At 73.0% G+C, this 24,191-nt stretch carries 18 protein-coding genes; 5 read left to right on the forward strand and 13 right to left on the reverse strand.

All coding sequences use genetic code 11. The features are described from left to right. Positions 1-175: 175 nt before the first annotated feature. Positions 176-589, forward strand: coding sequence for a PLD nuclease N-terminal domain-containing protein (locus LWF15_RS31780; RefSeq protein WP_232814681.1), 414 nt, complete (start codon positions 176-178; stop codon positions 587-589). Between the two features lie 75 nt (positions 590-664). Next, positions 665-6,844, forward strand: a complete 6,180-nt coding sequence (locus LWF15_RS31785) for an EAL domain-containing protein (RefSeq protein WP_232814682.1) — start codon at positions 665-667, stop codon at positions 6,842-6,844. On the opposite strand, the gene LWF15_RS31790 is transcribed toward LWF15_RS31785, so the two are convergent. Then, the gene (locus tag LWF15_RS31790; protein ID WP_232814683.1) at positions 6,841-8,166 is read right to left on the reverse strand and encodes a hypothetical protein; all 1,326 of its coding nucleotides are present in this window, start codon (positions 8,164-8,166) and stop codon (positions 6,841-6,843) included. The genes LWF15_RS31785 and LWF15_RS31790 overlap by 4 nt on opposite strands. 77 nt (positions 8,167-8,243) lie before the next feature. Between LWF15_RS31790 and menE the strand changes: the two genes are divergently transcribed. Beyond that, entirely contained in the window at positions 8,244-9,488 is a 1,245-nt protein-coding gene (gene menE, locus LWF15_RS31795; RefSeq protein ID WP_232814684.1) for an o-succinylbenzoate--CoA ligase, read from the forward strand. A gap of 3 nt (positions 9,489-9,491) precedes the next feature. Continuing rightward, positions 9,492-10,373, forward strand: a complete 882-nt coding sequence (locus LWF15_RS31800; protein ID WP_269811198.1) for a 1,4-dihydroxy-2-naphthoate polyprenyltransferase — start codon at positions 9,492-9,494, stop codon at positions 10,371-10,373. Positions 10,374-10,410: 37 nt separating this feature from the next. On the opposite strand, the gene LWF15_RS31810 is transcribed toward LWF15_RS31800, so the two are convergent. Continuing rightward, positions 10,411-10,728, reverse strand: coding sequence for a DUF4229 domain-containing protein (locus LWF15_RS31810; protein ID WP_285616375.1), 318 nt, complete (start codon positions 10,726-10,728; stop codon positions 10,411-10,413). 172 nt (positions 10,729-10,900) lie between these two features. On the opposite strand from LWF15_RS31810, the gene LWF15_RS31815 reads away from it, so the two are divergent. Continuing rightward, on the forward strand, positions 10,901-13,510 hold the full coding sequence (locus tag LWF15_RS31815) for an EAL domain-containing protein (protein WP_232814685.1): 2,610 nt from the start codon (positions 10,901-10,903) through the stop codon (positions 13,508-13,510). 3 nt (positions 13,511-13,513) lie between these two features. On the opposite strand, the gene LWF15_RS31820 is transcribed toward LWF15_RS31815, so the two are convergent. The 11 genes from LWF15_RS31820 to hemC form a co-directional block, all read right to left on the reverse strand. Next, a complete protein-coding gene (locus LWF15_RS31820; protein ID WP_232814686.1) occupies positions 13,514-13,807 on the reverse strand; it encodes a PLD nuclease N-terminal domain-containing protein in 294 nt (97 codons plus the stop codon). A gap of 169 nt (positions 13,808-13,976) precedes the next feature. Further along, complete coding sequence (gene ccsB, locus LWF15_RS31825) at positions 13,977-14,969, reverse strand: c-type cytochrome biogenesis protein CcsB (protein WP_232814687.1); 993 nt, start codon at positions 14,967-14,969, stop codon at positions 13,977-13,979. A gap of 1 nt (position 14,970) precedes the next feature. Next, positions 14,971-16,680: a cytochrome c biogenesis protein ResB gene (gene resB, locus LWF15_RS31830; RefSeq protein WP_232814688.1), complete on the reverse strand. Its 1,710-nt coding sequence runs from the start codon at positions 16,678-16,680 to the stop codon at positions 14,971-14,973. Beyond that, on the reverse strand, positions 16,681-17,415 hold the full coding sequence (locus LWF15_RS31835) for a cytochrome c biogenesis CcdA family protein (protein ID WP_232814689.1): 735 nt from the start codon (positions 17,413-17,415) through the stop codon (positions 16,681-16,683). Next, the gene (locus tag LWF15_RS31840; RefSeq protein ID WP_232814690.1) at positions 17,412-17,969 is read right to left on the reverse strand and encodes a TlpA family protein disulfide reductase; all 558 of its coding nucleotides are present in this window, start codon (positions 17,967-17,969) and stop codon (positions 17,412-17,414) included. The genes LWF15_RS31835 and LWF15_RS31840 overlap by 4 nt, the downstream gene beginning before the upstream one ends. 5 nt (positions 17,970-17,974) lie before the next feature. Continuing rightward, positions 17,975-18,640, reverse strand: coding sequence for a histidine phosphatase family protein (locus tag LWF15_RS31845; protein WP_408624446.1), 666 nt, complete (start codon positions 18,638-18,640; stop codon positions 17,975-17,977). Positions 18,641-18,768: 128 nt separating this feature from the next. After that, positions 18,769-20,100: a glutamate-1-semialdehyde 2,1-aminomutase gene (gene hemL / locus LWF15_RS31850; protein ID WP_232814692.1), complete on the reverse strand. Its 1,332-nt coding sequence runs from the start codon at positions 20,098-20,100 to the stop codon at positions 18,769-18,771. A 95-nt stretch (positions 20,101-20,195) separates the two neighbouring features. Continuing rightward, on the reverse strand, positions 20,196-20,402 hold the full coding sequence (locus tag LWF15_RS31855; protein ID WP_232814693.1) for a hypothetical protein: 207 nt from the start codon (positions 20,400-20,402) through the stop codon (positions 20,196-20,198). 141 nt (positions 20,403-20,543) lie between these two features. Beyond that, positions 20,544-21,524, reverse strand: coding sequence for a porphobilinogen synthase (gene hemB, locus LWF15_RS31860; RefSeq protein WP_232814694.1), 981 nt, complete (start codon positions 21,522-21,524; stop codon positions 20,544-20,546). After that, positions 21,521-23,137, reverse strand: a complete 1,617-nt coding sequence (locus tag LWF15_RS37965; protein WP_232814695.1) for a bifunctional uroporphyrinogen-III C-methyltransferase/uroporphyrinogen-III synthase — start codon at positions 23,135-23,137, stop codon at positions 21,521-21,523. Before LWF15_RS37965 ends, hemB begins: the two co-directional genes overlap by 4 nt. Next, complete coding sequence (gene hemC, locus LWF15_RS31870) at positions 23,134-24,183, reverse strand: hydroxymethylbilane synthase (RefSeq protein WP_269811208.1); 1,050 nt, start codon at positions 24,181-24,183, stop codon at positions 23,134-23,136. Before hemC ends, LWF15_RS37965 begins: the two co-directional genes overlap by 4 nt. Positions 24,184-24,191: the final 8 nt, after the last annotated feature.

Raw genomic sequence — 24,191 nt, forward strand, 5'->3', positions numbered from 1 at the left:
CCGACGGCGGATTCCGGGCTTACTCTCAGGCCGTCGAAGGACACATCAGGCATCGGACGTGGCAGGCTTGGGAGGACGGATTTCTCCCGGCCGCCCCCGGCTCCAGGGGTGGGGCCGGGGGATGCCACGCGCCCGCGCGCTGGGACCGGAAACCGACCGAAGGGGGAGCGCCGAAGTGCTGCTGACCGCCTTGCCCGTCCTGCTCTACATCGGACTGATCGTCTACTCGGTGTTCGACGCCCTGCAGACCCCGGCCGACGAGCTCTACCGCCTCACCCGGGGCCAGTGGATCGCCGCGATCGTCCTGGTCCCGCTCTTCGGTGCGGTGCTCTGGCTGCTGGCATCCGGGCCGCGGCGCGGAGGCCGGCACGAGCACGCCCCCGGTCACCCGGCCGGCACGGGCTGGGCGGCGGAGGGGATGACGCAGTACCCGGTGGGCCCGGACGACGACCCGGACTTCATCGCCGGGCTGGCCCGGGCCCAGCGCAAGCGCACCCTGACCCGCCCGGACGAGACCCCGGACGAGAACACCTCCGAGGCGAAGCCGTCCCCGCCGGACGACGAACCGGGCGACGCCACCGCCGGGTGAAACCGCGTTCCTGACGTCAAGCCGGACGCCTGACCTGGCGATACCCCGCCCATCGGGGATTGCGAGGCACGAGGGATGACGAACACGGAGCCGGGCAGCGGCAGCGGCCCCCGGGCCGAGATCCCGGTGCCCGGTCAGCGGCTGCCGGAGGAACCGGCCGGGGCCGCCGGCCTGGCGCCGGGTGAGGTCCTGATCTACGAGGACCGGTTCGGCCGGGTCACCCGGATCGGCACCGGTGAGGACGCGCTGATCCGGCGCGAGATGCTCGGGCCCAACGCGGCCGCCCGGGCCCGGCACTCGGCCGCGGTGATGGAGCGGCTCCGGGGGATCGCCGGGGTGCCCCAGCTGGTCCGCGGCGCCGAGGGCGCGGCCTACCACGCCAAGCCGTTCCGCGGGGAGTCGCTGCGGACGCTGATGGCCTCGCCGGGCTGGCACCTCGACCTGTCCGCCCTGGTCGACGTGGCCGTGGACCTGGCCGCCCTGCTCGCCCAGGTGCATGCCCGGGGCGTGGTGCACCACGACCTCAGCCCCGACACCGTTCTGCTCAGCGTGCCCCAGAACCGGGCGATGGTGGTCAACTTCGACCGGGCCACCCTGTTCTCCGGCGAGCAGCCCGGCTACGCGCACAGCAACTCGATCGTGAACCGGCTGGCCTACCTGGCCCCCGAGCAGACCGGGCGCACCGCCCAGCCGGTCGACCAGCGGGCCGACCTGTACGCCGTGGGGGTCGTCGTCTACGAGTTGTGCACCGGCGAACCGCCGTTCGGCCGGGGTGAGAACGACGCGCTCAGCCTGATGCGCGACCAGCTGGCCCGGATGCCCACCCCGATCGTCCAGGTGAAGCCGGACTTCCCCCGGCCGCTGTCGGACATCGTGGCCAAGCTGCTGGAGAAGGAGCCGGGCCGGCGGTACCAGAGCGCCGCCGGGCTGCTGCACGACCTGAAGCGGCTGCGGCAGGAGCTGGTCAAGGCGGGGGGCGCGCACGGTGGGCGGCAGCTCGCCCGGATCGGCTCGTTCGCGCTCGGCGACCAGGACTTCCCGCACCAGCTCACCGGTCCTTCCCGGCTGATCGCCCGGGAGGCCGCGACCGCCCGGCTGCGCACCGCGTTCCGGCAGGTCCGCACCGGCGGGGCGAGCGGGATCCTGGTCAGCGGGCGGGCCGGGGTGGGCAAGAGTGCCCTGGTCGACCAGCTGCGCCCGACCGTGGCCGAGGCCGGGGGCTGGTTCATCACCGGCACCTTCGACGCGGCCGACGCCGACCTGCGCTCGGACGCGGTGGTGGAGGCCCTCGGCGCACTCGGCCGGCTGCTGCTCGCCGAGCCCGACCACGCCCTGGCCGAGCAGCGTAAACGACTGCGGGACACGCTCGGTGGCAACGCCGCGCTGATCGCCGGGCTGGTGCCGGACCTGGCCCCGGTGCTGGGGGTGCCGGGCGAACCGGCGCTGGGCGATCCGCTGGAACTGCCCAGCCGGGTGCGGCAGGGCGCCCTCGACGTGCTGCGGGCCACCGCCTCCCCGCAGCGCCCGGTGGTGATGGTGCTGGACTCGCTGCACTGGGCCGCACCGTTCCCGCTCGGCCTGGTGGACGCGGTGCTGACCGGCACCGACATCGACGGCCTGCTGCTGGTCGGGACCCTGCGCGAGGACGAGGTGGGTGAGGGGCACCCGCTCGGGGCCCTGGTCCCGCGCTGGTCGCAGCTCGGGCTCTGGCCGGCCGCGGTCCGGCTGGAGAACCTGGCCCGCGACGACCTGGCCGGGATGCTCGCCGAGATGCTCCGGCTGGACCGGCGCGAGTCGGCCCGGCTGGCCGACGTGGTCGGGGCCCGCACCCGGGGCAACCCGTACGAGACCATCGAACTGCTGAACGCGCTGCGCGCCGAGGGCGCCCTGCGACTCGGCGAGACCGGCTGGACCTGGGACGCCTCGACCGTGCGGGGCCGGCTGGCCGGCAGCGACAGCGGCGACCTGCTCGCGGCCGGCCTGCAGCGGCTGCCCGACCCGACCGTGGCGGTGCTGGAGGTGCTGGCCGGGCTCGGGCACCGCAGCGAGCCGGCCACCCTGGCCACCGCGGCCGGGATGAGCATCCAGGAGCTGGACGAGCGGCTGGAACCGGCGCTCGCCGACGGGCTGGTGACGGTCACCAACGGCGACATCGAGGGGCGTTCGACGATCCGGTTCCGGCACGAGCGCAGCCGCCGGCTGGTGCGCGAGCGGCTGGGCCTGGAGGCGGAACGGCTGCTGCACCTGACCATCGCGCACCGCCTGGCCGACGACCCGGCCCACCTGACCACCGCGGCCGCGCAGTACGTGGCCGCCCTGCCGGAACTGACCGCCCCGGCCGAGCGCCGCCGGGCGGCGGCCCTGCTGGAGCGGGCCGGCTCGGCGATCCGGGTGACGAATCCGGTTGCTGCCGAACGCTTCTACGCGGCCGGACGGCGGCTGCTGGCCGGTGAGCTGGGCCCGGACGACGAGGACCTACGGCTGCGCCTGGACCTGGAACGGCACGCCACCGTCTACGGTCTGGGCGACCTGGACACGATGGACGCCCTGTTCGGGTCGCTGAGCACCCGCTGCGCCGACCCGGTGCGCCTGAACGACGCGGTCTGCCTGCAGATCTCGGCCCTGACCAACCGGGGCCGGGTGGACGAGGCGATCACCCTGGGCCGCCGGCAGCTGGAACGTCTGGGCTGCCCGGTCCCGCCCTCCGAGCAGCTCGCCGACCTGGTCGGGGCCGGGCTGCCGGAGTTCGGCGCCTGGGCCGGCGACGACGACCCGAGCGCCGACCTGAGCCGCCCGGAGGTCACCGATCCGCTCGTGCACGCCCGGGCCACGGTGATCCGCCGGCTCGGCCCGGCCGCCTACTTCGCCGACCACGACCTGCTCGGCTGGCTGATCCTGACCAGCTCCCGGATGTGGGCCGAGCACGGCCCGCAGCGGCAACTGGTGGAGTCGCTCTCGCACGCGGCCTTGCTGACGATCGGCCGCAACGACGACTTCCGGACCGGGTACCAGGTGGTGGGCCGGGTGCTGGCGGTCAGCGCCGAGCGCGGTTGGGAACCGGAGACCTCGCACGCCCGCTTCCTCTGCGGAGCCACGGCCCGGCCCTGGTTCGAGCCGCTGGAGCGGGCCGTCGCCGACCTCCAGCAGGCCGAGTCGGGGCTGCTGCGCGGTGGTGAGCCGCAGGCCGCGGCGTTCAGCTACGGCACCCTGTGCGCCTCGATGCTCGACTTCAGCCCGACCCTGAGCGGTCTGCTCGACACCGTCGACCAGGGCCTGGCGCTGGCCACCCGGATGGGCAACGAGCAGGCCCGCCAGCTGATCGTCTCCTACCGGGCGCTGGTCTGGGCGCTGCACGGCGACCAGGCGCCGGACCTGGGCCACCGCAGTTCGCTGACGGTGCCCGCGGCGGTGGTCAACCATCATCTGGTCTGGGCCCTGCTGGCCGCGGTGTTCGGCGACGACGACGCCCTCGAGGCCCACCTGGCCGAGGTGATGTCCCGGTTCGCCTTCGTCGAGAGCCTGTACCTGGGCTCGCAGGCACATCTGCTGAACGCCCTGCTGAAGGCCCGCCGCGCGGATCCGCGGGCCCGGGACAGCCGGGACTGGCTGGCCCGGCGGGCCGAGGACCTGCCCGCCACCTTCGGCCACCTGCTCTCCTGGATCGACGGCGAGATCGCCTGGGCGGACGGGGACGTGCAGGCGGCGATGAAGCACTTCGACGACGCGATCCTGCACACCCAGCCGTTCCGCGGCTGGCACCGGGCGATGATCACCGAACGGTCGGCGCTGCTGCGGCAGTCGCTCGGCCACGAGTACGGCGCCCGGGCGATGTTCACCCTGAGCCGCGACTCCTACGCCGCCTGGGGCGCCACCCTCAAGGTCGAGCAGCTGCGCCAGCGCCATCCGTTCCTGCGGGCGGTGATGCCCGAGCACGAGCCGCAGCCGCACCGGGTGGACGCGGTGGTGGCCCCGGCCGCCGACCACGACGCGGTGGACCTGCTCGCGGTGCTCTCGGCCTCCCAGGCGATCGGCCGGGAGACCGACTTCGAGCAGCTGCACGCCCGGGTGGTCGAGGTGCTCACCGCGATGACCGGCGCCACCGACGTCACCGTCCTGATCCGCGACGCCGAGGGTGGCTGGGGCACCGCGGGACTGGGTGGCGAGCCGGCCTTCCCGATGTCGGCCTTCCGCTACGCCGAGCGCACCGGCGAGCCGCTGCTGGTCGCCGACGCCACCCGGGACGACCGGTTCGGCGCCGACGAGTACCTGCGGGACCTGGCCTGCTGTGCGCTGCTGGTGGTGCCGATCCAGGCCCAGGGCCGGACCGTCCTGGTCCTGGTGCTGGAGAACCACCTGCACAGCAACGCCTTCTCGGCCGACCGGCTGGACGCCGTACGGCTGGTCGCCGGGCAGCTGGCCGTCTCGTTCGAGAACGCCCTGGCCCGGCGCCGGACCGAGCAGGAGGCCGAGCAGCGGGAGAAGCTGCTGGAGGCGGTGCGCCAGCGGGAACGGCTGCTGGAGACGCTGCTGGCGATCCAGCGCGACATCTCCCACCGGGTGCCGCTGCAGATGGTCATGGACGCCGTCACCGAGGGCGCCTCGGCCATGCTCGGCGGCGCGTTCGTGGCCCTGGTGCTGCTCGACCTCAACGGCACCGACCGGCCGAACATCCCCTCGGTGAGCGGGCACCGGGCCGGGGCCGGGACCGACGAGGCGGTGCTGCGCACGGCGATCGCCGCGGTCGAGGCCGACGAACTGGTCTCCGCACCGGAGGGCGAGGAGCAGGACATCACCCTCATCGCCGCCCCGGTGCACGTCAGCGGGCGGATCATCGGCAGCCTGGTGACCAGCGCCCCGGAACGGCTGGGGGCCGAGGACTGGCGCCAGGACCTGCTGGGCGCGTTCGCCGAGCAGGTCAGCCTGGCCCTGAACGACGCCAGCACGCTGGAGGCGATCCGCGAGGCCTCCTACGACTCGCTCACCGGCCTGGCCAACCGCTCGCTGTTCCTGGACCGGCTGAAGCAGGCCCTCTCCGGTCCCGCGGAGCACGAGTCCGCCGAGGTCAGCGTGCTGTTCATCGACCTGGACCGGTTCAAGGCGGTGAACGACACCCTCGGGCACGCGGCCGGTGACGAACTGCTGGCCGAGGTGGCCCGGCGGCTGCGCGAGAGCATCCGGGACAGCGACACCGTGGCCCGGCTCGGCGGGGACGAGTTCGCGGTGCTGATGGAGGGCACCCGGGGCCCGGCCCCGGCGCTGCGGGCGGCCGAGCGGATCAGCCACGCGCTGAGCCGGCCGATCCCGGTGCACGGCCGGGACATCTTCGTCTCGGCCAGCGTGGGGGTGGCCTGCGGCCAGGCCGCGCAGCACGAGACCGGCGAACTGCTGCGCCAGGCCGACCTGGCGATGTACCAGGCCAAGAAGTCCGGCTCCCGGCGGGCGGTGGTCTTCGAACCGCAGATGCAGGAGGACGCCCGGGACCGCCTGGAGCTGCAGGGTGACCTCCGCCGGGCGCTCGCCGAGAGCCAGTTCGAGCTGGTCTACCAGCCGCTGATGGATCTGCAGGACCCGGCCGGGCGGCGGCCGCTGGGGGTGGAGACGCTGATCCGCTGGCGCCATCCCGAGCGCGGGCTGATCTCCCCGGCCCTGTTCGTCCCGCTCGCCGAGGAGACCGGGGCGGTGGTCGAGATGGGCCGCTGGGTGCTGGTCCAGAGCTGCCGCCAGGTCGCGGCCTGGCGCCGCCACTCCTGGCCCGACCTGGGCCTGAACATCAACGTCTCGGCCCGTCAGCTCGCCGACGGGCTGCTCGCCAAGGAGGTGATCAGCACCCTGGCCGAGACCGGTCTGCCGGCCTCGGCGCTGACCCTCGAGCTGACCGAGACAGTGCTGATGGAGGACCCGGAGGGGATCACCGCGCAGCTGTCGGAGCTGCGCCGGCTCGGCGTGCAGGTCGGCATCGACGACTTCGGCACCGGCTACTCCTCGCTGTCCTACCTGCGGCGCTTCCCGGTGGACAAGCTGAAGATCGACAAGTCGTTCATCGACAACATCGAGACCGTCGAGGAGGACCTGGCGATCGTGCGCACGGTGGTCGACCTGGCCCGGATCCTGGCGCTGGAGACCACCGCCGAGGGCATCGAGAGCGGCGCCCAGGCCGACCTGCTGCACGACGTGGGCTGCGAGGTCGGCCAGGGGTACTTCTTCGCCCGGCCGCTGCCTCCGGAGGAGATCCCGGCGTTCCTGTCGAAGTTCTAGAAGGGCACGATGTCGCGGTGCAGCACCCGGTGCCGCAGCGCCGCCCGGAACAGGTCGGCCGCCCCGGAACGGGCCCGCAGCTGCCGGTCCAGCAGGGCGCCGGACTCCTCGACCAGTTCCATCCAGCGCAGTTCCCGCAGCACCGCGAAGAACAGCGCGCTGGTGTCGCTCTCGGACGGGGTGCGCCGGCCGGCCACCCGCCAGCCGGACTCGGTGATCACCGCCTGGACCAGGGTGCGCACGTCTTCCTCACCGACCACGTCGCCCGGGGCAAGTACCGCCAGCACGACCTCCCAGGCCACGGCCAGGGCGGAGTGCTCCGGGCCGACCAGCCCGGCGGCCACGGCCTGCCAGAGGGTGCGGCCGTCGGCCAGGGCGGCCCGGCCGCTCGGGGTCAGGGTGAGCCGGGAGGCCCGGCGCCGGCACAGGCCCAGGCGCTGCGCGGTCTCGCGCAGCACCAGCACCGGGTAGGCGTCGACCTCGCGGTTGGCCGGGCCGATCAGCTCGTCGCGCCAGCCCAGCTCGTCGAGCGCCCGGGAGACGGTGCGCGGCGGCAGGTAGCCGGCCGCGGTCAGGGCCAGGCCGTCGCCGATCTCGGTGAGCAGCCAGTCGAGCGGGCGCAGCAGCGCCCGGGCCGGCGCGGCCATGCCCGGGTCGACGTTCTCGCGCAGCGACGTCTCCAGCGGGGCCAGCAGACCGCCGCGGGTGGTCGAGCGCGGGCCGCGGATCCAGTCGTCCAGCCGCTCGTCGAGGATCTGGTCGTACAGCGCCTCGCCGGACAGGTCCATCCGGGGCGAGAGCAGCACGTTGAGGGTGATCTCGGCCTGCGAGTCGCGCCAGCCCCGGGTGCCCGGCTGCAGGTCGCCCACGGCCACCGCCAGCTCCAGCCGGTCGGCCACCGCCTCGCGGGCCTGGCCCTCGGCCGGGCCCATGATCGCGCCCCAGGTGAGCAGTTCGGTGTCCGGCGGCTCGATGCCCGAGCGCTGCATCGCCCGGCGCACCACCGTGCGGCCCCGGTCGGGGGCCTGGTCACCGGTGAAGAGGATCTGCCGGGTGGTGTCGCTGCGGGCGATACCGGCGTAACGCTGCATACTCAGGCCGTCGAGCAGTGCGGCCAGCGCCGTGGCCACCCGCCAGCGGCCCTGCGCGTCCGACATCCACGACCGGTTCAGCTCGTCCCAGCAGAACTGCTGGAGCCGCCACTGCGTCACCGATTCGGGACCCTCACCCCCGGTCAGAGAGTCCCAAGCCGCCCGAGCGTCCTCGGCCACCTCGGGTTCGGCACGGCCGATTGCGGCCAGCGCCTGTTCCACGGAATGCACGGAAGCAGCCTGCCACTAACCATCCTCCTGGGGAACCTGCCGCGCTGGCCGATCAGGTCACCGCTTAGCATTGGCCGGTGCCGAACGGGACCCCCTCACGCTTCCTCGAGACCCGGCTGACCTGCACCGATGATCGTCTCAACGGCCTCCTTCCGGTGCTCCGGGCAGCGCTTTCGGGCAGTGGGCCGGCCCTCGCACTCAGCGACGATGTCCCGCAAAGTCACCGTAAATCCACAGTGGGTCCATCTCCGGGCGATCTCGTCGGGGCCCCGATCCCGCTGGTCGGGGCCGATGACGACAGCGCCGACCCGACCGCGGTGGCGGTCCGGACGTCCGGTTCCACGGGTGCGGCCAAACACGTTCTGTTGTCCTCCTCGGCCCTGCTGAGCTCGGCCGCCGCCACCCACGACCGGCTCGGCGGCAGCGGCCGCTGGCTGCTGGCGCTGCCCGCCCAGCACGTGGCCGGGCTCCAGGTCCTGGTGCGCTCGCTGGTGGCCGGCACCACCCCGGTCGTGATGGACCTCACGTCCGGCTTCACCCCGGCCGGCTTCGCCGAGGCGACCGCCCGGCTGAACGGTCAGCGGTTGTACACCTCGCTCGTCCCGACCCAGCTCGTGCGTCTGCTGGACAGCCCAGAGGTCGACGCGCTGCGGCGCTACGACGCGATTCTGGTCGGAGGGGCCGCGGCAGGGCCGGCATTGCTCGAACGAGCTGCGGCGGCGGGCGTCCGGCTGGTGACCACGTACGGCATGAGCGAGACGGCGGGCGGCTGCGTCTACGACGGGGTGCCGCTGGACGGCGTGCAGATCACCCTCGACGAGCCCGACGGCCGGATCCGGATCGCGGGGCCGGTGCTGGCCCGGGGGTATCTCGGCGACCCGGAGGGCACCGAGGCCGCCTTCGGCACCCGGCCGCGGCAGTTCGTCACCAGCGACCACGGCTCCTGGCAGGAAGGGCGACTGCAGATCGGGGGACGACTGGACTCGGTGATCATCAGCGGTGGCCTGAACATCGTCCCCGGCCCGATTGAAGACGCTCTTGGTCACCTCTCCGGGGTGGCCGAGGCCGTGGTGGTCGGGTTGCCCGACCCCGAGTGGGGTCAGCGGGTGGCTGCGGCGATCGTGCTCTCCCCCGGCGCCGTTCCCCCTACCCTGGCCGAGGTCCGCGCCGCGGTCCGGCAGTTCGCCGACCCCCGCTCGGCGCCCCGGCAGCTGACCGTGCTGGAGAGCCTGCCGCTGCGCGGGCCCGGTAAGCCCGATCGCTCGGCGATCGCGCAGACCCTGGTGAGCACACCACCGACCGAAGTCCTGAGAGGAAGCTGAAGCATGGCCACCGCAACGCAATGGGTCGAGGGGGCGCGGCTGCGCACCCTCCCGCTCTCGGCCGCCCCGGTGCTGGCCGGGACCGGCGCGGCGATCGGCCAGGACCTGGGCTGGGGCGGGCGGGAACTGCTGGCGGCGGTGCTCGCGATGATCGTCTCGCTGGCCCTGCAGGTCGCCGTGAACTACGCCAACGACTACTCCGACGGCATCCGCGGCACCGACGACGACCGGGTCGGGCCGTTCCGGCTGACCGGCTCCCGCGCCGCCCGGCCGGAAGAGGTCAAGCGCGCCGCCTTCACCGGTTTCGGTGTCGCCGGGGTGGCCGGGCTGGCGCTGGTGCTGCTGTCCGGCCACCTCTGGCTGCTCGCCGTCGGGGTGCTGTGCGTGCTCGCGGCCTGGTACTACACCGGCGGCAAGCACCCCTACGGCTACGCCGGGTTCGGCGAGGTGTCGGTGTTCGTCTTCTTCGGCCTGGTGGCGGTGCTCGGCACGATGTACACCCAGGTGGGGACGATCTCGGGCACCGGAGTGGGGGCGGCCACCGGGATGGGGGCGCTGGCCTGCGCGGTCCTGGTCGCGAACAACCTGCGCGACATCCCCACCGACGCCGTGAGCGGGAAGCGGACGCTGGCGGTGCGGCTGGGCGACCCGGCGACCCGGGTGTTCTTCACCTTCCTGGTGGCCACCCCGTTCGTGCTCACCCTGGTGATCTCGCCCTGGCACCCCTGGACCGCGCTGTCGCTGCTGGCCCTGCCCCTGGCCAAGGGCCCGGTGACCGCGGTGACCTCGGGCGAGACCGGTCTGGGACTGATCCCGGCGGTCGGCGGCACCGGCAAGCTGGGCCTGGTGTGGGCCCTGCTGATGGGCATCGGCCTGGCCTTCTGAGCCCCGCCGGCCGGGCCGGGCCGACCGCGCGAGCCGGCTACTTCTTCGGCTGCTGGTCCTGCTCGGCCCGGATCGCCTCGGCGGCCAGCGCGTCCTCCACCTCGTCGTCCGGCCGTTCGAGGCCGGCCTCACGGGCCGCGGCCTTCTCGTCCAGCCGCCGACGGGTGCGCTCGGCCAGGGCCAGGCTCACCTCTTCGCGCGGCCTGCGCAGGAAGAGGTAGGACAGGGCCACCGAGATCACCCAGGCGAACACGATGAGCAGCAGGCTGCGGCCCATGACGAGGCCCAGCCCGATCAGGACCGCGACGAAGATCGCGAGCCGCATGGCGGTGTACTTGATCAGAGCCTGGTGCACCCCTTCAGGGTAGCCCGGCGTCACTCTCCGGCCGTCGCCCGCCCACCGGCACCTGACCGGGACGGGTCTTCAAGCTGCCCCCCTTCCCTGCCGAAGCAACGCGCATCAGCGTTCACCCGACCGGGTGACCCGCACCCGCGGTCTCGGCCGACGCCAGCAGGGAGACGACACGATGCAGCTTCTCGGGGCCGATCCCGGCGGCGAAGGCCGTCCCACCACTCCCGGCCTGAATTCCACCGACCTCAGCCCGGCCGGTCTGGCCCCGCTCACCGGTTTCGCCGGAACCGGCGCGACCGGCACCCAGGCGGGCCGCTGGGGCCGGCTACGCCGGATGGGCCGGCTCAGCCGGATCAGCCGGGGCAGCCGCCGTGGCGCCCGGGTGCGACTGCGCGGCCGCCGTCCGGTCGTGCGCACCGGCCGTCCGGGGCCGATCGATGATCACGCCGGTCTGCCCGCACCTCTGCTGACTCCCCCGCTGGCGATCGCAACCCCTGTGCTGGACAACCCTTCCCGCGACGCCGGGTGCGGATTCGACACCCTGACCTTCGGACCGGTCACACGCCCCGGCGGGCCCGGCGAAGAAGAGGCGGACACCGCCGAGTGGGACCTGCCGGTGTCCATGGCGATCGACCTGTCCGACGGCCCGAAGGTGATCCGGCGCCCGCTCCCGCCGCTACCCCCGGAGTTGCTCAAAGGCGTTCCCCGGCAGGCCGGTCCCGAGCGGGCCAACCCTGATGCGAACGACCAGGACGAACAGACCGGGCCGACCAACCCGGTCCGGGCCGAAGCCCTCGTTCCACCTCAGGCGCCGACTCCCGTGACCCCCTATGCCGGCGTCAATCTGAACCCGTCCTCTCCGGTGACCCACAAGGAACCCCGACGCGTCCCCGAGGCCCTGCTCACCCTCGTCCTTTCGTTGATCGCATCGGCCACCGCCTGGGCCACCGCCGCCACCCCGCAGGTCTGGCTCGCGCTCTCGGCCCTCCCCGCGGCCGGACTCCTGGCGCTGCTGCTGCCCGAGGCAACGGTGGCCCGGGTACTGCGCGCCACCGCGCTTTTCGCCTCCGCCGCCGCGCTGGCCGTGCTCGACCCGGCCATGACTCCCGTCAGCCTGACCATCGCCCTGGCCACCGCAGCCTTCTACCCCCTGATGCTCAGCCCAGCCGGCGGCTGGCTGGTTACCGCATTGGCTGTCGTCTCCCCCACCGCCGCACTGATCGGGCGCACGCTCGCCGACGGCCCCGACCGGGTGCTCCGCATGCTGGGCGACCCGCAGGCGAATCCGGCAGTCGGCCCCCAGATCGCGCTGGCCTCCGGCATTCTCGTCGCCGGACTGGTCGGCCTGACCACCACCGTCACCCGCCGCCGGCTCATCGGTGCCGCCTCAGCCGCCCAGACGGCCGAGCGCCAGGCCCGTGCCGAGGCGGCCGCCCTGGCCGCCGCCTCCTCGACCGATCCGGCCACCGGCCTGCCCAACCGCGACGGCCTGCTGCGGGCGATCGCGCTCACCCTCACCGAGCCCGACCCGGTCACCCGCGGCAGCAGCCAGCCCCCGGTCGGGCTGGTCCTGGCCGAGATCGAGCGGTTCGACCACCTGGCCGACACCTTGGGCGCCCCGCTGGCCGACGACCTCGCCGCCCAGGCCGGTCTGCGGATCTCCAAGGCCTTCGCCGACCATCTGGTGGGCCGCGTCTCGCGTCACCAGTTCGCCGTGGTGCTGACCGAGGACGTGCTCACCCCTAACGCCGACACCTGTGCCGACGTGGCCCGCAGCATCAGCCGGCAGATGGCCGAGCCGGTGCTGGCCGGCCGCCGCGAGTTCACCCTGTCCTGCTCACTGGGCGCCGTGATCTCGGGGCCCGGGCTGATCACCGCCGACGACCTGCTGCAGGCCGCCGACGAGGCGGTACGCACCGCCCGGCGCGGTGGCCGCGGCCGCTTCACCATGTTCGACCGGGCCGTGCGGGCCCGCCGCCGGCTGCAGGCCGGGCTGGAGAACGAACTGCGCCAGGCCGTGCTGCGCGGCTCGATCGAGGTGGACTTCCAGCCGATGCTCGCGCTGGGCTCCGGGACCGACGACGACGACCACATCACCGGCGCCGAGGCCCGCCCGCGCTGGCGGCGGCCGGACGGCACCACCATGCCCGCCGAGGACTTCCTGCCGCTGGCCGACGAGCTCGGGCTGGGCGTCACCCTCGGCCTGCAGACGATCAACCGGGCCCTGACCGCGCTGGTGATCTGGCGGCACGAGGGGGTCGGCGTGGACCAGGTCTGGGTCGGCCTGACCCCGGCCCAGCTGCAGGATCCGGACTTCGCCCACGAGGTGGCCGCGCAGCTGGCGATCCGCGGGCTGGCCGCCTCCTGCCTCACCCTGCAGATCGGGGCCGGTGAGCTCGGCGAGTCCGGCCAGGCCCTGCTGACCCTGGGAATGCTTCGCTCGCTGGGGATCTCGGTGGCCCTGGCCGACTTCGGCGGCGGCGGAACGTCTCTGACCATGCTGCGCCGGCTGCCGATCAGCGCGGTGAAGCTGGATGCGCGGCTGACCGCCGAGCTCGCCGAGGCCGACGACGTGCCCCGGGCCGCGGCCCAGTTGTGCCACTCGCTCGGGCTGCAGGTGATCTGCGACGCCGTGCAGACTCCCGGCCAGCTGGAGGGAGCCCGGCGGATCGGGGCGGACGCGGTGCAGGGTCAGGCGATCGCCCGGCCGATGTCCGCGCAGGACGTGACCAACCTGCTCACCCTGCGCATGCCTCGCGCCCTGCGGCTGGGCACCGAGAGCTAGAAGCTACTTCTTGTCCTCGTCGTCCGGCCGGGGCTGGCGGTGGTCGAGGGTGCGCAGGAAGTCGGGGTCGTCGTCGGGGCCCAGGGTGCGCAGCCGCCGCGGCGGCTGATTGCCCGGCGCGGCCTGGTGCCCGAAGAAGATCCAGATCAGACCGCCGAAGAACGGCACCATCACGATCAGCAGCAGCCACAGGGGTTTGGGCAGGGTGCGGATCTCGTCGTTGTTGCTGCGCAGGCAGTCGATGACCGCGTAGATGGTGATGCCGAGCGCCGCGAGCACGAGAAGAACCCTGACCATCGCCCAATGGTAGGCGGTGAGTCTGTGGCCCGCGCGTCCCCTTCGCGCACCACGAGAACCGAACCACAAACCAAGGACGCCTGTGAGCCGGAAGGCTCACAGTCCCCCAACGCCTCCGGCTCCGGGAGGTACCCCCAGTCCTCAGTTTGGATCTTGGTTTCGGTCGGTGCTACTTCGCGTAGGCGTGCAGCCCGGAGAAGAACAGGTTGACCCCGAAGTAGTTGAACATCAGGCAGGCGAAGGCGACGCAGGCCAGGTACGCGGCCCGCTTGCCGTCCCAGCCGCGGGTCGCCCGGGCGTGCAGGTAGGCGGCGTAGGCGACCCAGATGACGAAGCTCCAGATCTCCTTCGGGTCCCAGTTCCAGTAGCGGCCCCAGGCCTTCTCGGCCCAGATCGCACCGGCGATCAGGGTGAAGGTCCACAGCGGGAAGGCGATCGCGTAGAGCCGGTAGGACGTCCGGTCCAGCACGTCGGCGCTGGGCAGCTTGTCCATGAAGGCGCCGCGCGTGGGCGGCCGGCCCGCCGCGCTCAGCGAGGCCCGCCGGTCCTGCACCAACTGCAGCACGGTCAGCGAGAACCCGAGCACGTAGAGGGCGGAGGCGATGAACGCCACCGACACGTGGATGATCAGCCAGGTGCTCTGCAGGGCCGGCACCAGCTGGGCCGACTCGGTGTAGAGCACGGCGACCGCCAGGCCCAGGGTGAGCAGCACCGGGCCGACCACGAAGGTGCCCAGGAAGCGCAGGTCGAGGCGCCACAGCGAGGCCAGGTAGACCGCCGTGACGACGACCGCCCCGCTGATCGAGAACTCGTACATGTTGCTCCACGGCACCCGCTCCGCGGAGATGCCCCGGGTGATCACCCCGCCCAGGTGCAGGGCGAAGGCGAGCCAGGTGACCATCACCGCCATCGCCACGGTCTGCCGCTTCTCACCGGCCCGGTCGCCCGCCGCGAGCGAGGTCGGGGCCAGGTCGGTCCCGTGCTCGCTGGTCACCGACGGGCCGCCGACCTTGGCCAGTTCCTTCTCGCGGACCGCGGCGGCGGCCACCCGGCCCCGGCCGGACAGGTCCACGGCGAAGGCGACCAGGGCGACGGCGTAGGCCGCCATCGCCGAATAGATCAGGTTGTTGCTCAACTGCGCCAGGGATTCGTTGACGCCCACGTCAGACTCCTTCGCCCGCTGTGTCGGCCGGCTTCTCGCTGGGCGCGTCCGGTTCCCGGTCCGCGCGTGGTTCGGTCGCCGCCGTGTCCGTGCTGGTCGCCGGGGACTCCTCCACCCGGGCGGGCACTGCGGCCGTAAGGAGACTACGCACCTCGTCGGCGAGTTGCGTGTCTTCGGTCCGGGAGAGTCCGCCGACCCCGACGACGGTGAGGCCGTCGGCGCCGGGCGTGACCCGGAACCAGACCCGGCGCCGGCGGACGAACAGCGAGGCCGTCACGCCGAACAGGGCCATCAGGGCGAAGACCAGGACATAGGGCTTCGTCGGGTCGTAGCGGATGTCGAGCGCGACGTAGCGGGTGACGCCGTCGAGGGTGACGGTGCCGTTGCCCCCGGGCAGCTCGACGCTCTCGCCCACCCCGATCGTCTTGCTGAACTGCTCGCCCTCGGCGTTCTTGACCGGGGTCAGCCCCTCCGGGTCGAGGACGTAGACCGACCGGCCCACACCGTCGTCCAGGCCCAGGTCCCCGGTGAAGGCGAGAACCTGCAGCCGGGGGTTGTCGGCGGCCGGGAACACCGAGATCTCGGCGCCGGTGGCCGGGTCGGTGCCGGCGGTGGGCAGGAACACGCCCATCAGGCCCAGCTGCCGGGGCTTGGCCGCGGGCAGCTTGATCACGCCGGTGGAGGTGTAGTTCGAGTCGTTGGACAGGAAGGCCACCGGCCCGGACCAGACCTCGTTGCCCTCGCCGTCGCGCACGGTGATCTCGGGGGCGTAGCCGTTGCCGACCAGGAACAGCCGGGCGCCGTTCACATCCAGCGGCTGGTTGACCCGGATCGACCTCTCCTGCGGGTCGGCCCCGGGCTCGGTGACCAGGTCGACCTTGGCCTCGAAGTCGCGGGCGGCGCCGAACTGGCTCCCGCCCGCCTGGGACTCGAAGTCGGCGGTGAAGCTCTTGAGCGTGAACGAGTACGGCGGCAGGTCGTCGGCGCCGACGTTGCGGCCGGCCTGGAAGGTGTCGTACTGCGGCAGGGTGTTCGCCCACTTCTCGCCGACGATCACCAGGTTCTGGCCGGAGTAGCTGACGAACGAGCCGATCGCCATCGCCGCCAGCAGCCCGACCAGCGAGAGGTGGAAGAGCAGGTTGCCGGTCTCGGAGAGCATCCCGCGGTCGGCCGAGAGCGTCTGCCCGTCGTGCGCGTGCACCCGGTAACGCCTGCGCCGCAACGCCTTGCGGGCCGCCTCGAGCACCTCCTCCGGGGCCGCCGAGGTCTCGGCGCGGCCGTGCACCGGCATCCGCTCCAGGCGGCGCGGGGCGCGCGGCGGCTTGGCCAGCAGCGCCTTGAACTGCTGCCGGGTGCGCGGCACCACGCAGCCGATCAGCGAGATGAACAGCAGCAGGTAGATCGCCGAGAACCAGGGCGAGCCGTAGACGTCGAAGCCGTCGAACCGGTTCACCCAGGGCGCCAGGGTGGGGTGCTCCTCGATGAAACCGGTGACCTGGGCGGGGTCGATCCGGGTCTGCGGGATCAGCGAGCCCGGCACCGCGGCCAGGGCGAGCAGCATCAGCAGGATCAGCGCGGTGCGCATGCTGGTGAGCTGACGCCACATCCAGCGCAGCCAGCCGATCGGCCCCAGCCGGGGCTGCACGATCGGCCGCTCGGTGTCGGTCTCGGGCAGCCGGGGCTTCTGGCCCTCCTGCAGGTCGGCGCTCATCTACAGCACCAGCTCGAAGTTGGCCACGAACCCCTGGCTGCTCGCCACCAGGTGCCCCCAGAAACCGCTGACCAGCATCAGCCCGATCAGAACAAGCATGATCCCGCCGAACCGGGTGATCGCCACCCGGTGCCGGCGCAGCACGCCGAAGGCCGACATGGCGCGCCGGTAGGCCAGCGCGGCCAGCAGGAACGGCAGGCCCAGGCCCATGCAGTAGGCGAAGGCCAGCAGGCCGCCCCGGCGGGCGTCACCGAAACCGCTGGACATCGAGACGATCGCGGTGAGCGTGGGGCCGATGCACGGCGTCCAGCCCAGGCCGAACACCACCCCGAGCAGCGGGGCGCCGACCAGGCCGGCGGTGGGCCGGATGTCGAGCCGGCGCTCCACCGCGAACCTGGGCAGGAAGCCCGCGAACAGCAGCCCGAGGACGATGGTCACGGCCCCCAGCACCCGGGTGATGATGTCGTTGTACTCCATCAGCGAGCGCCCGACGGCCCCGGCGATCCAGCCCATGGTCACGAACACCGCGGTGAAACCGGCGATGAACAACGCCACTCCGAGCACCATCCGGCCGCGGCGCTGCTGCTCCAGGTCCTCACCGGTGAGACCGGTGACGTAGCCCAGGTAACCGGGCACCAGGGGCAGCACGCAGGGCGAGGCGAACGAGACCAGCCCGGCCAGGACCGCGATCGGGACGGCCAGCAACAGGGGGCCGTCGAGCACCGTGCCGGTCATGCCTGCGCATCTCCCGAGACGTCCTCGACCAGGTCGACCAGGGTGACCTTGGAGACCACGCCGACGTAGCGCGCGGCGATCCGGCCCTCGGCGTCGAGCACCAGGGTGACCGGGATGGTCTGCGAGGTGACCGCCCCGTTCAGGGCCAGCAGCAGGTCACCCTCGTCGAACAGGCTCGGGTAGGTGATCCCGTACTCCTTCTCGTGGGTCTTCGCCCCGGCCACGGTGTCGCGGAAGGCGATCCCGACGAAGTTCGCCTTCTCGCCCAGTTCCTCGTGCGCCTCCTGCAGGTCCGGCGCCTCGGTCCGGCAGGGCCCGCACCACGAACCCCACACGTTCATCACCAGCGGCTTGCCGCGCAGCGAGGCGAGGTCGAGCTTCTCGCCCTCGACCGTGGTGCCGGACATCGCGATCGGCTCCTTACGGTCACCGGTCTCGATGAACTGGGTGGCGCTGCCGTCGACGGCGGTGCCGTCGTCGGCCGACGCGTTCGAGCAGCCCGCCAGAGCCAGGACGAGGGCGCCGGCGGCGATCAGAGGTCGTGCGGAGAACATGGGACTCAGGCTCCCGCAATCTTCTGTGCGCCGGGCAGCAGGTCGCGCGAGGGCTCGGTGTAGGACACCGAGACCACCCGGTCGTCGTGGTACGTGATCGAGGTGACCGAGGCGAGCGAGCACTCGCGGGTGCGCGGGTCGTGCCACAGCCGGCGGTTCTCCACCTTCAGCCGGGCCATCCAGATCGGCAGCTGATGGCTGACCAGCACCGCCTCGTGGCCCACGGCCTTGTCCCGGGCGTCGGCCGCACCGGCCAGCATCCGCCCGGCGACCTGCTCGTAGGGCTCGCCCCAGGACGGCCGGAACGGGTTGCGCAGGTGCCACCAGTGCTGCGGGTGCCGCAGCGAGCCGTCGCCCACCCCGAAGGTCAGGCCCTGGAACACGCTGGTGCCCTCGGTGATCCGCGGGTCGGTGCCGACCTCCAGGTCGTGCGCCCCGGCCACCGGCTCGGCGGTCTGCTGGGCCCGCTCCATCGGCGAGGCGATCACCAGCACCACGTCGCGGGTGGCGAAGAACCCTGCGGCCCGCTCGGCCATCCGGTGGCCCAGGTCGGACAGCCGGAACCCGGGCAGCCGGCCGTAGAAGATGCCCTGCGGGTTGTAGACCTCGCCGTGGCGCAGCAGGTGCACCACGGTGCGGTGGTTCGCCTCGTCACCGGCCGTCGGGCGCACCAGGTGCGCGTTGACGTCCGGGTCCACCTCGGGCAGGTGGTCGGGCGCGGGTGGCACGTCCGGGTGGATCAGTTCCTCGTTGGTGCGCGGGGTCGCGCTCTCGCCGCTGGGCGGGTGCTCCTGGCTGGTCACGGCGCCATCCTTGCAGCCTCGGCGGCCGCCGCGGGCAGAGCGGAGACCACCTGGTCGAGGACCGTGTCGTCGTGCACGGCGGACAGGAACCAGGCCTCGAAGGCGCTGGGCGGCAGGTAGACGCCCTGGCTGAGCATCGAGTGGAAGAACGCGGCGAACGCCGGCAGGTTCTGCTGCCGGGCCTGGTCGTAGTTGGTCACCGTGGTCTGCTCGGTGAAGAACACGCTGAACATCGAACCGGCGAACTGGATGGTGTGGGGCACCCCGGCGGCGTTCAGCGCGTCGCGCACGGCGTAGGCCAGCTTGCCCGACTGGGCCAGCAGGTGGCCGTACACGTCGTCGGTGAGGTTGCGCAGGGTGGCCAGACCGGCGGCGGTGGCCACCGGGTTCCCGGACAGGGTGCCCGCCTGGTAGACCGGGCCGGCCGGGGCCAGGTGGCCCATCACGTCGGCGCGGCCGCCGAACGCGGCGGCCGGGAAGCCCCCGCCCATCACCTTGCCGAAGGTGAACAGGTCGGGCTCCGGGCCGGACTCCGAGAGCCCCTGCCAGCCCGACCGCGACACCCGGAAACCGGTCATCACCTCGTCGGAGATCAGCAGGGCGCCGCTCAGCCGGGTGACGTCGCGCAGGGCGGCCTCGAACTCGCGGCTCGGCGGGACCACGCCCATGTTGCCGGCGGCGGCCTCGGTGATCACCGCGGCGATCTGCCCGCCCTCGGCCGCGAACACCTTCTGCAGGGCCTCGACGTCGTTGTACGGCAGGACGATCGTGTCGGCGGCCGCCGCCCCGGTGACCCCGGGGGTGTCCGGGAGGGCCAGCGTGGCCAGGCCGGAGCCGGCCGCGGCCAGCAGGCTGTCCACGTGGCCGTGGTAGCAGCCGGCGAACTTCACGATCCGGGAGCGGCCGGTGAAGCCGCGGGCCAGGCGGATCGCGCTCATCGTGGCCTCGGTCCCGCTGGAGACCAGGCGGAGCTGCTCGACCGGGGCGACCCGGGAGACGATCTCCTCCGCCAGGGCCACCTCACCCTCGGTCGGCGTGCCGAACGAGAACCCGTTGGCGGTGGCGGCGCGGACGGCCTCCATCACGGCCGGGTGCTGGTGGCCCAGGATCATCGGGCCCCACGAGCACACCAGGTCGACGTAGCGCCGCCCGTCGGCATCGAAGAGATAAGGCCCCTCGCCCCGCACCATGAACCGCGGCGTGCCCCCCACCGCGCGGAAGGCGCGTACCGGGGAGTTGACGCCACCTGGCGTCACGGCGGAGGCGCGATCGAAGAGCGCCTGCGAAGCGGGAGCGTCGGCCGGGTAGACCCCACTGACGTCTGTCACCAGTGCAGTGTCCCAGTCCCGGACCTAGGACCCGCGACTGGGGGTCCTAGGTCTCCGCCGATCCTGCCCTGATCCTGCGCTGATCTTGCGGTGTTTCAGAGGTACAGGTCGACCCGGCCGGCCCCGATCGCCTGCACCGCCGCCATCTGGGCGGCCTGGGCCGCCATCATCGCGGCGTCGGCGGCCCGCTGGGCCAGCATCCGCGAGGCCTGCCGCTGTTCCATCATCTGCATGGTCGCCAGCAGGTCGACCCCGCCGTTGCCGACGTAGGCGTACTGGTTGCTCACGGTTCCTACACTCATCACTCCTCCTAGCCCGTCCAGGATCAAGCAGGCTTCAGGATCTGCCTGCCCCCTCCCGGTCGGCCGGACCCACCGTGATTTTCAGGCGCCGTCCGGGTGAATGAAGGGCCCGGATCGTGACCGTGCGTAGAGCTTCTCGCCCTAGGAGCGCAGGGCGGCGGCCACCTCGGTGGCGTAGTAGGTCAGGATCACCGACGCGCCGGCTCTGCGGATCGACAAGAGCGACTCATGGATTGCCTGCTCCCGGTCGATCCACCCGTTCGCGGCAGCCGCCTCGATCATCGCGTACTCGCCCGAGATCTGGTAGGCCGCAATGGGTATGCCGAACCGGTCGGCGGCCCGGGCGATCACGTCGAGGTAGCTCATCGCCGGCTTGACCATCACCAGGTCGGCCCCCTCGGCGATGTCCAGCTCCATCTCCCGCAGGCCCTCGGCGCCGTTGGCCGGGTCCTGCTGGTACGTCCGCCGGTCGCCCTTCAGGCTGGAGTCGACCGCCTCGCGGAACGGGCCGTAGAACGCCGAGGCGTACTTGGCGCCGTAGGCCAGGATCGACACGTCCTGGAAGCCGCGACCGTCGAGCGCCGCCCGGACCGCCGCGACCTGGCCGTCCATCATCCCGCTGGGGCCCACCGTGTGGACCCCGGCCTCGGCCAGCGCCACACCCATGTCGGCGTAGCGCTGCAGCGTGGCGTCGTTGTCCACGGCGCCCTCGGGGGTGAGCACGCCGCAGTGGCCGTGGTCGGTGAACTCGTCCAGGCACAGGTCGGCCATCACCACCAGCTCGTCGCCGACCTCCTGGCGCACGTCCTGCACGGCCTGGTTCAGGATCCCCTCGGGATCCGTGGCCCCGGAGCCGGCCGCGTCCTTGTGCAGCGGGATCCCGAACAGCATGATCCCGCCCAGGCCGAGCCCGGCGGCCTCGGCCGCCGCCTTCCGCAGCGACTCACGGCTGTGCTGGTACACCCCGGGCATCGTGCTGATCGGGCGCGGCTCGTCCAGGCCCTCCTTCACGAAGGCGGGCAGGACGAGTTCGGCCGCGTGCAGCCGGTTCTCGGCCACCATCCGGCGCACCGCGGGGTTGACCCGCAGGCGGCGCGGCCGGATCTGCGGGTAACCACTCACTTCGCGCTCCTGCGGGTGGATCCCTTGCGCTGGCTGGGCCGCAGCACCGGCTCACCGGCCTCGTCGGCGCTCAGCCGCAGCCCCGCACCGTACTCGGCCAGGGCCGCCACCAGCGCGTCGGCGCTCGGCTCGGCGGCCAGCACGTCGACCCGCAGGCCGTGCTCCTCGGCGGTCTTCGCGGTCTGCGGGCCGATGCAGGCGACCACCGTGGTGGCGTGCGGCTTGCCGGCGATGCCGACCAGGTTGCGCACCGTGGACGAGGAGGTGAAGACCACCGCGTCGAAGTGCCCGCTCTTGATCGCCTCCCGGGTGTCGGCCGGCGGCGGGGCGGCCCGCACCGTGCGGTAGGCGGTGACGTCGTCCACCTCCCAGCCGTTCTGCTCCAGCCCGGCCACCAGGGTGTCGGTGGCGATGTCGGCCCGCGGCAGGAAGACCCGGTTGATCGGGTCGAGCACCTCGTCGTAGGGCGGCCAGCACTCCAGCAGGCCGATCGCCGACTGGTTCTCGGCCGGGGTCAGGTCCGGCTCGATCCCCCAGTCGCGCAGCGCCGCGGCGGTGACCCCGCCCACGGCCGCGACCTTGAGGCCGGCGAAGGCCCGGGCGTCCAGGCCGAACTCCTCGAACTTCTCCCGCACCGCACGCACCGCGTTGACGCTGGTGAAGCCGATCCACTCGTAGCGGCCGGTGACCAGGCCCTTGACCGCCTTCTCCATCTGGTGCGGAGTGCGCGGCGGCTCGACCGAGATGGTCGGCACCACCTGGGCGGTCGCGCCGTGGTCGGCCAGCTCCTTGACGATCCCGCCGGCCTGCTGCTTGGTCCGCGGCACCAGCACCCGCCAGCCGAACAGCGGCTTGGTCTCGAACCAGGAGCCCTTGTCGCGCAGGCCCGCGGCCTCGCCGAACACCGCGGTCAGCGGCTTGTCCAGCTTGGCGGCGGCCAGCACCGGGCTGAGCTCGCCGAGCTGACAGGCCACCGAGCGCTGCCGGGTGGTGGTGCCGTGCGCGGTGACCACCACCGGGGTGTTGGCCCGGCGGCCGGCCTCGAGCAGACCGTCGGCCGCGCCGGCGATGTCCTCCTCGGCGCCCAGGACCACCACGGTGGTGCCGGCCGAGGCGTGCAGCTTCCAGTCCACCACCTCGCCGTGCGGGTGCAGCACGTGCACGCCGCTGACCCCGGCCGGGGTCAGCGGGACCCCGGCGTAGGCGGGCACCGCGGAGGCGGCGGAGACCCCGGGCACGACCTCGAAGGGCAGGGACTGCTTGCGGCAGGCCTGGATCTCCTCGGCCAGACCGGTGAACGTGGCCGGGTCGCCGTCCATCAGGCGCACCACCCGGGCCCCGGTCCGGGCCGCGTTGACCACGACCTTGGCCCGGCTGGCCCGGGTCATCGGCTGGCCGTCCTCACCGAAACCGGCGTCGAGCACCTCGACCCCGGGCCGGCAGTAACGGGCGATGACCGCCTCGCGGGGAAGCTGGTCGACCACGACGACGTCGGCCTCGCCGAGACGCTCGACGGCACGGAGGGTGAGCAGGCCGTCATCGCCGGGGCCGGCACCGACGAAGGCGACGGAACCACCGGGAGCCGCCTTCTTGCTGGTGATGATCGATGTCACGAGTCACCTTCTCTAGCCACGGCCACGTCGGCCGCCGGCAGGGGGTCTGGTACGGGGATCAGGAGGGCGGCGCCGGCGTCGAGCATCTGCTCGGCGAGCGCGCGGCCCAGGGTGGTGGCGACCTGCTCGTCCTGGGGATCGCCCAGCCGGGCGGTCGCACTGCGGCGGATGGTCTTCACGCCGTCCGGAGAACCGGCGAACGCGGTCAGCGTCAGCACCTCGTTCTCGATGGTGGCCAGGGCGCCCACGGGGGCGGCGCACCCTGCCTCCAGCCGGGCCAGCAGCGCCCGCTCGGCGAGCACGCAGAGCCGGGAGACCCGGTCGTCGAGCAGTCGCAGGGCGGCCAGCAGCGAAGCCGACTCCGGGCGGCACTCCACGGCGAGTGCGCCCTGCCCGGGAGCGGGCAGCATCTGCTCCGGGCCGAAGTGGTGGGTGGTCTCGCCGTCGCGCCCGAGCCGGCGCAGGCCGGACAGGGCCAGCACGACCGCGTCGACCTCGCCCGTCCCGATCCGGCCGATCCGGGTGCCCACGTTGCCGCGGATCCCGGTGACCTCCAGGTCCGGGCGCAGGGCGCTGAGCTGGGCGGCGCGGCGGGGCGAGCCGGTGCCGACCCGGGCCCCGGCGGGCAGCTGGGCGAAAGTCAGCCCGTCCCGGGCGACCAGCGCGTCGGACGGGTCTTCGCGCACCGGCACCGCGGCCAGGGTCAGGCCCGCGGGCTGGGCGTTGGGCAGGTCCTTGAGCGAGTGCACGGCGAAGTCGCAGCGCCCCTCGAGCACCGCCTCGCGCAGCGCCGAGACGAACACGCCGGTGCCGCCGAGCTGGGTCAGCGGGGTGTTGTCGGCCTGGCTGATGTCGCCCTTGGTGACGATCTCGACCAGCTCGACCTGGAACCCGCGCTTGGGGCAGGCCACCGACAGCGCCTCGAGCAGCCGGTCGGCCACCCACCGCGACTGGGTGGTGGCGAGCTCACTGCGCCGGGTGCCCAGCCGCAGCACGGTGGGCTTGTCGTCGAGGCCCTCGAGCACCCCGAAGGCGTCGGCGAACATTTGGTCGA

The organism is Kineosporia rhizophila (assembly GCF_021277265.1).
Classification (GTDB): domain Bacteria; phylum Actinomycetota; class Actinomycetes; order Actinomycetales; family Kineosporiaceae; genus Kineosporia; species Kineosporia rhizophila.